Origin of the sequence: Rufibacter sp. XAAS-G3-1, from assembly GCF_013623775.1 — a bacterium.
Lineage (GTDB): Bacteria > Bacteroidota > Bacteroidia > Cytophagales > Hymenobacteraceae > Nibribacter.
Window position 1 is genome coordinate 231,752 of the sequence record NZ_JABFAM010000006.1, and the last position, 13,012, is coordinate 244,763.

11 protein-coding genes are annotated in these 13,012 nt (G+C 50.3%); all 11 read left to right on the forward strand.

Translation table 11 applies throughout. The annotated features are described in order from the left end of the window. Positions 1-96: 96 nt before the first annotated feature. The 11 genes from HHO50_RS07715 to HHO50_RS07765 all read left to right on the forward strand — a co-directional run bounded on the left by HHO50_RS07715 (position 97) and on the right by HHO50_RS07765 (position 12,993). Positions 97-1,134: a glycosyltransferase family 2 protein gene (locus HHO50_RS07715; RefSeq protein ID WP_181305432.1), complete on the forward strand. Its 1,038-nt coding sequence runs from the start codon at positions 97-99 to the stop codon at positions 1,132-1,134. Beyond that, complete coding sequence (locus HHO50_RS07720; RefSeq protein ID WP_181305433.1) at positions 1,131-2,441, forward strand: O-antigen ligase; 1,311 nt, start codon at positions 1,131-1,133, stop codon at positions 2,439-2,441. Before HHO50_RS07715 ends, HHO50_RS07720 begins: the two co-directional genes overlap by 4 nt. Further along, positions 2,422-3,558 carry a glycosyltransferase family 1 protein gene (locus tag HHO50_RS07725; RefSeq protein ID WP_219921476.1) on the forward strand — a complete coding sequence of 379 codons (1,137 nt, stop codon included), beginning with the start codon at positions 2,422-2,424 and terminating at the stop codon, positions 3,556-3,558. Before HHO50_RS07720 ends, HHO50_RS07725 begins: the two co-directional genes overlap by 20 nt. A gap of 190 nt (positions 3,559-3,748) precedes the next feature. After that, positions 3,749-4,864, forward strand: a complete 1,116-nt coding sequence (locus HHO50_RS07730; RefSeq protein ID WP_181305434.1) for a glycosyltransferase family 4 protein — start codon at positions 3,749-3,751, stop codon at positions 4,862-4,864. A gap of 382 nt (positions 4,865-5,246) precedes the next feature. Continuing rightward, positions 5,247-6,119 carry an O-antigen ligase gene (locus HHO50_RS07735; protein ID WP_181305435.1) on the forward strand — a complete coding sequence of 291 codons (873 nt, stop codon included), beginning with the start codon at positions 5,247-5,249 and terminating at the stop codon, positions 6,117-6,119. A 295-nt stretch (positions 6,120-6,414) separates the two neighbouring features. Further along, positions 6,415-6,513 carry a type II toxin-antitoxin system RelE/ParE family toxin gene (locus HHO50_RS21525; RefSeq protein WP_370457547.1) on the forward strand — a complete coding sequence of 33 codons (99 nt, stop codon included), beginning with the start codon at positions 6,415-6,417 and terminating at the stop codon, positions 6,511-6,513. 122 nt (positions 6,514-6,635) lie between these two features. After that, entirely contained in the window at positions 6,636-6,866 is a 231-nt protein-coding gene (locus tag HHO50_RS07745; protein WP_219921477.1) for a helix-turn-helix domain-containing protein, read from the forward strand. Between the two features lie 566 nt (positions 6,867-7,432). Further along, positions 7,433-7,939, forward strand: a complete 507-nt coding sequence (locus HHO50_RS07750) for a DUF1579 domain-containing protein (protein WP_181305436.1) — start codon at positions 7,433-7,435, stop codon at positions 7,937-7,939. Positions 7,940-8,462: 523 nt separating this feature from the next. Beyond that, positions 8,463-9,845, forward strand: coding sequence for a histidine--tRNA ligase (hisS, locus tag HHO50_RS07755; RefSeq protein ID WP_181305437.1), 1,383 nt, complete (start codon positions 8,463-8,465; stop codon positions 9,843-9,845). Continuing rightward, positions 9,845-11,350 carry a histidine ammonia-lyase gene (hutH, locus tag HHO50_RS07760; RefSeq protein ID WP_181305438.1) on the forward strand — a complete coding sequence of 502 codons (1,506 nt, stop codon included), beginning with the start codon at positions 9,845-9,847 and terminating at the stop codon, positions 11,348-11,350. The genes hisS and hutH overlap by 1 nt, the downstream gene beginning before the upstream one ends. 8 nt (positions 11,351-11,358) lie before the next feature. Further along, positions 11,359-12,993, forward strand: coding sequence for a T9SS type B sorting domain-containing protein (locus HHO50_RS07765; RefSeq protein WP_181305439.1), 1,635 nt, complete (start codon positions 11,359-11,361; stop codon positions 12,991-12,993). The last annotated feature ends 19 nt before the right edge of the window (positions 12,994-13,012 follow it).

The window sequence follows — 13,012 nt, forward strand, 5'->3', positions numbered from 1 at the left end:
GCTTTATTTCTAACTAATTACTTAGATTCTATTCAGAAAGATATTTGTAGCCAGAGAGTTGTTTTGCCTATCCTATTCCGTACAAATCTTACACCAATGACCGCCCGTAGAGACCTTCCCGCAAACCTTCCCTGGGTAAGTATCATTGTCTTGCATTACAGTAACTATCAAGACACCATTGAGTGCCTTGATAATTTGCTTAAGCTGGAATACGCGCGTTTCTCTATGGTTGTGGTCGATAATCATTCCCCTAATAACTCCCTTGCTTATATAAAAACCTGGCTGCTGGAGGGCGATTTTACCGGGTATGATTTAAAGAGTAAAGTAGAACAGCTAGAGACTTTCCAACAACACGTAATTTATGGGAAAGGAAAGGATTGGGATTCCGTTCCATCAGAAAAGGCTTTCCTTACCACCATCCAGGTAGGCGAAAACCTGGGGTTTGCGGGCGGCAACAACGTGGGGATTGACTTCGCCCTGCATCACTTCTCCCCTGATTTTGTCTGGCTGCTGAATAATGACACGGTGGTGGCCCCTAATAGCCTGTCTGAACTGGTGCACCAAGCGCAGGCGCAGTTGGGGGAAGGCAGCAACATAGGCATCTGGGGCTCCAAACTCCTGTATTACCACCAACCAGATACCATTCAGGCCATTGGCGGAAAACTGAATTTAACTACTTTTACCACCAGCCATCTCGCCCAGGGACTTAAAGACACCCCCGCCAACGAGGAAGAATACCCAAACCAGGATTACGTGGTGGGGGCTTCGCTTTTTGTTTGCCGAAAGTTTCTGGAAGAGGTTGGGCTGTTAAGCGAAGAGTATTTTCTTTACTTTGAAGAACTGGATTGGGCGAAACGAGGGCAAAAAGCTGGTTTCTCGCTGGGGTATGTGGCTGCCAGTAAGGTTTACCACAAAGAGGGTGCCTCCATCGGCTCCAATTCGGTGGGCAGGCAGAAAAGTGATCTGGCAGATTACCACGGCATCAGAAGCAAAATCATCTTCTTCAAGAAGTTCTACCCAGAAAAGTCCCTGCACCTGTACACGTGGCTGCTGGCTTCGGTTTTCCTGCGGTTAGGCCGGGGGCAATTCAAGAGAGCTTTTAGGGTACTTAGCCTCCTACACCGCACAAAATGAAGATAACGTTTACCCCTAAGGTCTCCCTTTCCTATACGCTGCTGGTTAGCCTTATTCTCACGCTTTTATTCAGCGGTTTCGTCACTAATTTTATTTCATTTACTACGGTTAACCTGGGCACGGCGCTGGTAGATCTGGTCGTATTCCTGATCATGATTCACACGCTTCTAACCCTGGCGTTCTTTTATTTATCAGGTAAAAAGATAGACAAAGAGTACGTTATTTTCGCCGCCTTCTTGCTTTTGCTGTTAATACTCACGTTAAGTAAAATCTTCTTTATAGACGAAAATCCTGTGCGGGAAAGGGTATTAGGCCTCCGAAATAACCTCATTTACTGTCTGCCTGTAGTATATATTCCCCTGCTTCTGCAAAAGGAAAAACACATTGCCAAAAGCATTCAGATTCTGCTGACTGCCGGTTTGGTTTTGTGTGTATTTGCCGTTTTCCAATACACTTTTGCCTCCCGGCTGCCCCTCTCTTTTCTGGCGTTAAGGGGCGAAGGGACTTTTCATTTCTATGAGCAGGAAATTACCCGGCCCACTGCCCTTATTGGCAACACCATCATCTTCGCCAGCTTTACCCTGCTGTTGTCCAGCCTGTTTTTCACCAAGTACATTACCTACAGAAAAAAGCTCTATCTAATCTTTATGGCCCTCATTCTCATGGTCAATGTCATGACATTTACCAGGGCTACTCTGGTGGGGTTTGTCTTGTCTGGCGGCATCATTCTGGCGTTGTACTACGGTCGGTTTACGTTACTTTATACCATCAAGCTTCTGGTGGTGCTCACTACCTTTCTTTCGGTTATGCTGCTGGTGGGCTATCACTACAAAGACACCTTTTTAGTGCGCAGGATGACGGGACGTGAAATGAGCACTATTTCCTCCAATGAAGGCCATTTCAGTATGATTGACAACGCTGTTGCTTACCTGAAAGAACATTATCTGGCGGGTTCGGGCATTGGATCACAAGGCCCCAGCGGAGATCCTGAAAAGGTACTTATTACCGACGGGTATTGGTTTCAGTTGTTCCTGGAGAACGGGGCAATTTTGGGGCTACTGTATCTGGCGTTTTATCTTCTCTGTTTCTTTTATGCGCTGCAGGCATTTCTTAAAACAGACAATATTCTGCTCAAGCAATTATGCCTCGCCTTTCTAGGGATAAGCGCCTATTACTATGGAGCTTCGTTCATTAATTCGGCGTTTATTGGCAGAGTGAATTTCATCTTGTACTGGATGCTGTTTGGCTTTATCATGGCGCAACGCCTCATCACCAAAAAACAAGCACATGCCGTCTCTGGTGATTGATGCCCGCATGGTGCATGCTTCGGGAATTGGGGTGTACCTGAGGCAGCTTATTCCTTTTTTAGCGGAACATTTTACCATTTCCCTTTTAGGCAAAGAAGAAGAGTTGCAGGAAGCGGCTATGGGTTCTTCCGGAAAGATTATTCCGGTGAACGCGCCTATTTACTCTTTGCAAGAGCAGGTAGCGCTTTTTACAGAAATCCCGGTCTGTGACATCTTCTGGTCGCCGCACTACAACATCCCGCTTTTACCTGTTAAAGCCCTAAAAAGAGTGGTCACCATCCATGACACCTACCACCGGGCGTACCAACACACCTTACCCCTCGCCCAGAAAGCCTACGCCGCGGTTCTGTTGAATGCTGCCGTCTTGCGGTCAGATAAAGTGGTGACGGTTTCTGCATTTTCTAAAAAAGAAATCAAAACCTACACCAAGTGCCCGGAGCAAAAGCTGCACGTCATTCACAATGGCGTGAACCCCGCCCTGTTTTCGGCCTATTTTCCAGAAAACGCCCCCGAAACCCTCCGCAGCCACCTTCCTGAACTGCCGAAGAAGTTTATTCTGTACGTGGGCAATGTGAAACCCCATAAGAACCTGATTACGCTGCTAAAGGCGTATGCCCAGCTTCCATTAGCGCTAAAGGCCCAGTACGGGATAGTGATTGTGGGAAAGCAGGAAGGGTTTATCACGCCAGACCAGGAAGTGTTTCAGTTTCTGCAGCAGGAGCCCTCCCTCCAGAACCGGGTTCATTTCACGGGCCTGGTGCCCGATGAGCTATTGCCATTCCTCTATAAATGCGCATCTTTGTTTGTCTTTCCGTCTTTTTACGAGGGGTTCGGCCTGCCGCCGCTGGAGGCGATGGCCTGCGGTTGCCCGGTTCTGGTGTCCAGCGCGGCCAGTATTCCGGAGGTTTGCGGGGATGCTGCCCTTTACTTTAATCCGCTGGACGTAAACGAGCTGGCGCAGCAGATGGAAAAAGTGTTAAACGATGAAACGCTACGGCAAGCGTTGATTAAGAAAGGAGTTCGGCGGAGCAGCCTTTTCTCCTGGCAGGAGTCGGGAAACCGGCACCTGGCGCTGTTTCAGGAACTTTTAGCGCCGGTACCAATGGGCCCGTTTTGAAGCAGTTTTACCAAAAACAAGCCTAAGAGCTTGTTTACATTTGAGGTTTGCAAGCGAAAACGGCCAGAGAAAGGTTCTGCGGAAACTTTTCTTGAGCAGCGTAGCAGCGAACGCTGGTTCTTGCTATGGGCTTTTGCAGCGCAAAGATGAAATGTAAACAAGCTCTAAAACATCAGTTAGCAGAAAAGGGGTGAGAGTAGCGATTGTACATGAATGGTTTGTGGATTACTCGGGGTCTGAAAGGGTGGTGGAACAGCTTTTGCAGATTTTCCCCGAGGCAAGTCTGTTCGCGGTGATTGATTTCATGCCTGCCCACCTGCGGAAACACATTCTTCATAAACCGGTCACTACCACGTTCATCCAGAAGCTTCCTTTCGCGCAGAAATACTACCGCAATTACCTGTTTTTGATGCCCCTGGCCATTGAGCAACTGGATGTAAGCGGGTACGATGTGGTCATTTCCAGTAGCCACGCCGTGGCGAAAGGCGTTTTAACCCACGCCAACCAGCTTCATATCTGCTACTGCCATTCGCCCGCCCGCTACGCCTGGGACTTGTACCACCAATACCTGAAGGAAACCGGGCTGGACAAAGGCCTGAAAGGCATGCTGGCGAAGCTCATCCTACACCGTTTCAGAAGCTGGGATCTGGCTACCGCGCAGCGGGTAGACTATTTCATTGCCAACTCCCACTACATCGCCCGGCGCATCAGAAAAAACTACCACCGCACCTCTACGATCATTCACCCACCGGTAGACGTGGAGAATTTCACCGCCGCCGGCCGTAAAGAAAGCTTTTACCTTACCGCCTCCCGCATGGTGCCCTACAAACGGATTGATCTGATTGTGGAAGCGTTCAACGACATGCCAGACAAACAGCTCCTGGTGATTGGCGAAGGGCCCGACTTTGAGAAAATAAAAGCCATGGCCGCCCCCAACGTGGTGTTGCTGGGCTACCAGCCTTTTGAGGTGCTCAAAGACCACCTACAGCGGGCCAAAGCCTTTGTTTTTGCGGCCGAGGAAGATTTTGGCATTACGCCCGTAGAAGCCCAGGCCTGCGGAACACCGGTTATTGCCTTCGGGAAAGGCGGTGCGCTGGAGACCGTTGCTCCCCACACCGGGGTCTTCTTTTACGCCCAAGAAAAAAACGCCCTCAAAGCCGCCGTGGAGCAGTTTGAAACGAATGGTTTACCCTACCACCCCCTATCCGTTAGGGCCTCGGTAGAAAGATTCAACCAAAAAAGATTCAGGGAAGAGTTACGGCAATTTGTTTCAGAGAAATACCATGAGCTTCAGCAAGGTTTTTAGGGGAACGTCTGGCCTTTGGCATGATGCTTATGGGAATGTCCTCTATCTGTACGCCTTCGTTTTTCCCTGGCGCTCTAACCTGAAGTCTGCCTTGTTTCTTCTTCTTTTGGGGGCATTCCTGTGGCAAACTGCCCGTAAAAAAAACCTCGATCTTTCTATTCTGAAGAGCAAGGTTTACCGGACAATGATCGCGTACTTTTCCCTTTGCGTGCTATCCCTGTTTTACTCGGTTAACCAAGAAGGCACCCTGCAATTCATTGTTTTACAGGCTAGTATTTTCCTGTTGCCGCTATTGGTTTACCGGCGATTTTCGGCAAAACAGGTGCAAAACGCGCTGCTGCTTTTCTGTTTGAGTTGCTTTGTTTTGGCGGTGTACGCCACTATGCTTACCGCACTTGAGTACCTCAAGGTAATTCCTCCTCATGCACATTCCTTAGCTACGTTGGACTGGACTTTTTTCTCGTATCATATTCCGCAAAGCATCCGTTTCCATGCTCCATATTTCAGCTTGTACATTGGTACTTGCTTAATCATCCACTCGTATTTCCTGTACACTCTTCGTTATTCAGAGCACCGGAAGACCTTTCTTTTTCATTTATTTTTCTGGCTGTTTTTCTTTTCTTTTCTGGCGCTTTTGTCTTCCAGAACCGCCTTGGTGGCCACGGTGGTAGTGCTGGCGGTGGCAGCGGTGTACCTGGCACTAAAGGCCAGGAAATACCTGCTGTTGGCGGCCGTTGTGGTCTTCACGGCAGGTACCAGCTTGCTGATTTTTGAGAAAGTAACCTATTTAAAAACGAAATTCAGCCAAAACGCGGGAGTGACCGAACGGAAAATGATGTGGCTTTCTGCGTTGGACATTATCAAAGAACGCCCCATAACAGGCGTTAGCCCCGGCGGCTCCAGAGATGCCGTGGTGGAGAGCTACCGCAAACACAACTTTAAAGAAGGAGTGGAAGCCCGGTTTGATGCGCACAACCAGTTTCTCATGTATGGCGTCTCGCTGGGTTTACCAGGAGTTCTGGTTTTTCTGCTGCTCCTGCTCTTTCTCCTGAAAGCCGCTTACCAGAGGCAGGACTTTATCCTTTTCGCGTTTGTGGCGGTTTTTGGCATTTGCTGCCTCACCGAATCTTTGCTCCAGCGCAGAGACGGCACCCTGTTGTTTTCCTTTGTCACCTCCCTCCTGCTTTTCGCCCCCAAAGACCAGCCGATTCCCAGGCAAACTCTGGTAAAACAGAAGAAGCCGCTGAAAAATTAATCGCGCAGAAACCTCCTGCTGGCATTATCCAGAAGATAGTTGGTTCCGTTTTAAAGGTTCTTTTACCAAAACAGGCTTAAAACGGGAGGTTTGCCTTTGCTAATTCTCGTGGGCCCGCTTGACAATCTATAAACATCCATTATATTGTAAGGAACATAGTGATTACTATCGTTGAAAGAGTGCCAAAGAAATCCCTGCAATACATGGAAGGAACGGACGGGCTTTACGAAGTCCGTATAGAGGTAGGGAGCAATATCTTCAGGGTTTTCTGTTGTTTTGATGAGGGAAGCTAGTGGTGCTTTTTAACGGATTCCAGAAAAAGACACAGAAAACACCGAAGTCGGAAATTGAACGAGCAAAGAAGCTTAAAGCAGCGTATTTCGCACAAAAGTAAAACCTAAAATCTTAAGGAGGCGGCAACTCAATAAATGCGGCAGAAAGCTTATAGACACTAGAAATAAAAACTTTACAACTTTTGAGGAGCATCTTGATAAAAGATACGGAAAAGCCGGCTCATTGAAAAGGGCCGAATTTGAAATAAAAGCTAAGGCATTCGCTATTGGAGAGGTCATCAAGGAGGACAGGAAACTGGCAAAGATGACACAAGAACAACTTGCGGAGAAAACAGGAACAAAAAAGAGTTTCATATCAAGGATAGAGAATGGACACAGCGACATTCAACTGTCTACTCTTTACCGAATCCTTGAAATTGGACTTGGGCGTAAGATTTCTTTGTCAATAGAATAAAAAGGCGATGGCATAACCACACCTAAACGTCAACTGGGTTTCCTCCATACAGCAGGCCAATTACATTCTACTATAAAAAAAGCCAGAGTGGCTGGTAAGCAAGCAAACCTCCCAGCCGTCGTTTACACGAGACCGTTGTGGCAAATTTGAATAACGGCTTCTAGGTGAGGCAGTCAGAAAAAATTATCGGCAAGAGTAGCAGAAGTAAAAGATAAAAATCGGCAGGAGAATTTAGTCAGCTTAGCAGACATTGGGAACACCACCCGATTCTGATCGGCTAGAGTTGCAGAAGAGGGATTGACGTTGCGTTTGAGCAGGAACTGACGCAAAATGCCCGCATCCCGACTTCGGGAATGCGTTTTCGGCCTGATTTCCGGAAAACAAGCCAAAAGCAGACGGGCAGAAAAAAAGCTCCGAGAAGCTGTTTTCGGTCTTTTTTCGAAAAACAGGCTGGAAACAGAAACTGTGAAAAAAGTAAAAGAAAAACTACAGGTAACAATGAACTGTCACCTTCCGATTACCTTCTAAAACGATATAATTATTCAAACAAATATAGACCTACTGTCATGAGCGAAAAATTTGAAGCTTCAAAAACCTCGGGTGCCCATTTCCAACTAAGCAGACTAGTAGGGGAATGGAAAGGCACTGCCAGAACCTGGTTTGATCCCAATAAGCTAGAGGATGAATCTCCCGTAAGTGGAACCATGAGGCTCATTCTGGATGGCAAATTCATCCTGCATGAATACAAGGGAAGCTTTGGTGAGAATCCAATCACTGGTATGGCCCTTTACGGGTATCACCTGGAACTGGGGAAATTCCAGTGCGCCTGGATTGACTCTTTTCACAATGGAACGGCCATCATGTTTTCAGAAGGCAAAAAGGGGGAGAAAGACATTTCGGTTTTGGGCAGCTATGCTTATGTGACGCCAGAAATGGAACAGCACTGGGGGTGGCGAACAAATATCGAGTTCATGAGCGATGATGAAATAGTAATTACCGCTTACAATATTTCCCCGGAAGGCCAGGAATCAAAAGCGACTGAGACTACTTACAGAAAAGTAAATCAACTTTAGAATAAGAAGGCGAACGCAGCGCAAACCCTAAAAGCATTAAGGGCTTTTAGGGTTTGTGGTGCGTTAGTTGAACATATAAATGCCAGCCTTGGGCCGCCACTTACCCAAGGTTTTGCAACACAAATAAGCGCTCAGCCCTACCCAGCACATAGCCTGTTCCAAGACATTTTAAGCAAATAACATATGAGTGCCAATGGGAGATAAAAAATGCGGACAAAATTAGTTTGACTTACTTTTCTTGTTGTCCTCCTGGAAGGATCTTGGTGGCGAACGGCAATTGCGCTCCATCAAAGCTATTCTAGTTCGCCCACAAGAGGAAGACAGATAGTATAAGGTAATGCTGTCTCCAGACTTACATGCGAGCAAATTCAGCCTACGTTACTTATATCAGAAGAAGAAAGCCTTCCTTAAAATGAAAATTAAGTTGTTTAAAGGCTCTTTTTTCAAAAACAAGCCAAAAACGTCGCCAGGAAGCTCACCCCAGAGCAGGAAGATTCTTTTCTGAAATTGCTATCTTCGCGGCATGAGCAAAGACAAACCATCCATCCCCAAGGGCACCCGTGATTTCGGGCCGGCCACGGTGGTGAAACGCAACTATATCTTCTCCATCATCAAGCGTACTTTTGAGAAATTCGGGTTTCTGCCGCTAGAAACGCCCGCCATGGAAAACCTGTCGGTGTTGACCGGCAAGTACGGCGACGAGGGCGACCAACTGATTTTCAAAGTCCTGAACTCCGGCGATTTCCTGAGCAAGGTTTCGGCCCCAGATCTGGAAAACGGCTATAAACCGCTTACCCCCAGAATTTCAGAAAAAGCCCTGCGCTATGACCTTACCGTGCCCTTCGCCCGGTTTGTGGTCATGAACCGCAACGAAATCGCCTTCCCTTTTAAACGTTACCAAATCCAGCCTGTCTGGCGCGCCGACCGTCCGCAGCGGGGCCGTTACCGGGAGTTTTACCAGTGCGACGCCGATGTGGTAGGCACCAATTCCCTGCTCTGCGAAGCCGAAATCATTCTCATGATGGACGAGGTGCTGAGCACGCTGGGCCTGGACGATTTCACCATCAAATTCAACCACCGCGGGCTGCTAGCGGGCATCGCCGAAGCCATTGGGGCCAAAGGCCGCGAAGCGGACTTGTGCGTGGCCATTGACAAACTGGACAAAATTGGCCAGGATGCGGTGAATGAAGAACTTCGGCAGAAAGGCATTGTGGAAGAATCGCTGGTGAAGTTGCAGCCCATTCTGGGTTTATCGGGTGAAATTTCAGATTTACTGCCAAAACTGGATGAGTTGTTACAGGAATCGGAAGAAGGCCAACGCGGTTTGAAGGATATTCGTAGCATGCTATCTTTCCTGGAAAGCTTTGCCGTGCACAAAGCCAAGGTACAGCTGGACGTAACCTTGGCGCGCGGACTCTCCTATTATACCGGCTGCATTTTTGAGGTGAAAGTAAACAACGCGCAGATGGGCAGCATTAGCGGCGGCGGCCGGTACGACAACCTTACCGGTATGTTCGGGTTGCCCGGCGTGTCGGGCGTGGGGTTCTCGTTCGGCGTAGACCGCATCTTTGACGTGCTGGAAGAACTCAACCTGTTTCCGCAGGACAGCCAAATCCTTACGCAGGTGCTTATCTCCAACTTTGACGAGGCGAGCATGCGCTACTCCCTGCCGGTACTCCAAACGTTGCGCGAAGCCGGTATCTCCGCTGAATTATATCCCGAAGCGGCCAAGCTGAAAAAGCAGATGGCCTACGCCGACCAGAAAAGCATTCCGTACGTGCTCCTGATTGGTTCTGAGGAAATGGAGAGCGGCCTGCTGAATCTTCGTAACATGCGCACCGGCGTTCAGGAACGCCTGACGGTACAAGAGATCTTAGGCGTGTTACAAGCCAACGCAACCCACTAATGGCAACGCAGCACCTCGTTTCCCTAGGCCCACTCTCCCTGCCGGAGATTAAAAAGATTCTGCAAACCAAAGCCACCCTGGCCCTTTCTGAGGAGGTGGAGCAACGGATTCTGAGAGCACACGCGTACCTGCACCAACATCTGCAAGCCGCTCCGGCCCCGGTGTACGGCATCAATACCGGATTCGGGGCGCTTTGCAACACCACTATTTCCCCCGAGAAACTGGAGGCCTTGCAGCGCAATCTGGTCATGTCGCATGCTTGCGGCACCGGCGAAGAAGTACCCGCCGAGGTGGTGAAACTGATGCTGTTGCTCAAGGTGCAGTCGCTGGGTTACGGGTACAGCGGCGTGCAGCTAACCACGGTGCAGCGCCTGCTCTCCTTCTTTAATAGAGAGGTGTACCCCATTGTCTACCAACAAGGCTCTTTGGGGGCCAGCGGCGATTTAGCCCCTTTGGCGCACCTGTGCCTGCCCTTGATTGGGCTGGGCGAGGTGCGGTTTCAGGACTTCAAACTGAAAGGCCACGAAATACTGGATATTTTCAGTTGGGAGCCCATCAAACTGCAAGCCAAGGAAGGGCTGGCGCTACTGAACGGCACCCAACTGATGGCGGCTTACGGAACCATCATTTGTCTGCGCGCCCGCCAGATATCGGCCGCGGCCGATGTGCTGGCTGCTCTATCCCTGGAAGCGTTCAACGGACTCAGCACTCCGTTTTGGCCCCAGATTCACAAAATCAGGCCACATTCGGGTCAGGTAAAAACTGCCGCCCGCATTCTGGGCTTACTCACCGGCAGCGAACTCCAGCAACAACCCAAAACCCAGGTGCAAGACCCGTACTCGTTCCGGTGCGTGCCGCAGGTGCACGGTGCCAGTCTGGATGCGCTGGAATACGCCGAGAAAGTGTTCACCACTGAGGTGAATTCCGTAACCGATAACCCCAATGTTTTCCCCGAGGAGGAACTAGTGCTTTCGGGCGGTAACTTCCACGGGCAACCTTTGGCGCTGGCGTTGGACTTCCTGAGCATCGGCTTGGCCGAGTGGGGCAGTATCTCAGAGCGGCGTACCTTCCAGCTTCTATCGGGGCAGCGGGGCTTGCCCCAGTTCCTCATTCAGGAGCCGGGCCTTAATTCTGGTCTCATGATTCCGCAATACACGGCGGCTTCCATCGTTAGCCAGAATAAGCAACTGTGTACCCCCGCCAGCGTTGATTCCATAGTCTCGTCTAACGGGCAGGAAGACCACGTGAGCATGGGCGCGAACGGAGCCACCAAAGCGTACCAGGTGGTGCAGAACGTGGAGCGGATTTTAGCCATTGAGTTGATGGCCGCCGTACAGGCCCTGGAATTCCGCCGTCCGCTGCGCACCTCTCCGGCGCTGGAGAAAGTAGTGGAGGCGTACCGCCGGCAGGTAGCGCCGCTGGAGCAGGATCGCGTGTTGCAGCCCGACATTGAAAAGAGTATCAAGTTTATCCAGGAGTTTCCCTTTGACGAGTTGATGGCGTGAGAAAACGGTTGGCATTTCTGCTTTTTTGGCTGGGTACTTCAGCTGGTGCGTGGGCGCAGCAATCTCCTCCTTTTCTGGCCTACAATCAGCAAAACCAACCCGTAGAATCCTTCTGCGTGGGGGAAACCATTGCCTTCAAAGACAATTCCGGCCAAAGCAACGTCACCGAATATTATGATTTTGACAAACGCGATGGCGTAAATGCCATTGAACCTCCTACGCATGTATTCACCGCCCCCGGCACGTACGTGGTGACACAGCTCACCGGCGTTGGCAATTTCAAGGAACGCAGCTTTGTGGTAAAAGCCGCCGCGCCGCCCTCGGCCCCCGTGGTGCAAAGAATCACGCTTCAGGGCACATCCATTCAGGTTCAACTGCAAACCACCGGCGTGAATGATTTGGTGGTGGAAAGAGCGGTTTCCCCTGCGGGTACTTTTACGGCCATCCAAACCTTGTCCTCTGTAGCGGTGGGGCAAAGCCAGCACACCATCACCGTTTCTCCCGTGACCGGCTGCTACCGGGTGCGGGTCACCAATAGCTGCTCGGGCCGGGAGGATATTGTTTCCAATGTGGTTTGTGCCCAGACCTTGACGGCGAGGGCCGGAGACCAGCAAAATATCCTTTCTTGGGCTCCTAATTTAAGTTCCAGCAGTGTGGTCAGTTACCAGGTACTCAGAGGCAGTCAGTTGTACCAGACGCTTCCTGGTACCCAGACCTCGTTCACAGATGCCCAGGTGGCCTGCGGCCGAAAGTACTCTTATCAGTTGGTGGCTCTGCTGCAGAATGGCGCGCAGAGCGCTTCTTTGCCCGTGGAAGTCACCACCACCGGCACTACTCCTCCCACGGCTCCCTTGCTGGTGGCCAGCTTTGATTTGCAGAACCGGGTCACGGTAGAAACCATTGTGCCCGCCCAAGAGACGTTTATGGAGCAAACCGTTTTCCGAAGCCAGAACGGGGCTGCTTTTAGCCAGATTTTGGAAAAACAGCCCAAAAACACAATAGACCCAACTTCCCTTAACCTGACCGCTCCGGTATGTTACCAAGTGGCCTACACAGATTCCTGCCAGCTTGTTTCGCCCAGAAGCGCTAGGGTTTGCCCTACCCTTTTAACTGCCACCCTCCAGCCCGAGGGCAGTGTCCAACTCACCTGGAACTCGTACGAAGGCTTTCCATCTGGCATAGGCACCCAAACGCTGGAACTACTGGACGAACAGGGCGCGGTGTATTGGAGCGTCCCGGTTACGGGCCAAAGCTACCTTGATGCGCAGCCGCAGGAGAAATTCCAGCGCCTGACCTACCGCCTGGTAACCTCAGCGTTGAACGCCCCTTACCAGAGTTCTTCCAATACCGCCACGGTAGACCAGGGCTTCCAGTTTCAATTCCCCACCGCCTTCACCCCTAACAACGATGGCCTGAATGATGTCTTCCGGCCCGTAGGCGCTCCGTTTTCCTCTTCGTACACCCTGCAAATCCTGAACCGCTGGGGTCAGATTATCTTTGAGAGCAAAGACCCTAAAACCGGCTGGGACGGCACCCACGGCGGCAAACCAGCCCCTCCCGAAACCTACCTCTTCCGCTTTGAGGCCATTGATGTGAACGGCCAGCGAATTACCCAGAAAGGAACGGTTACGCTGCTGAGGTAAGCGTTTTTGGCCTTATTTT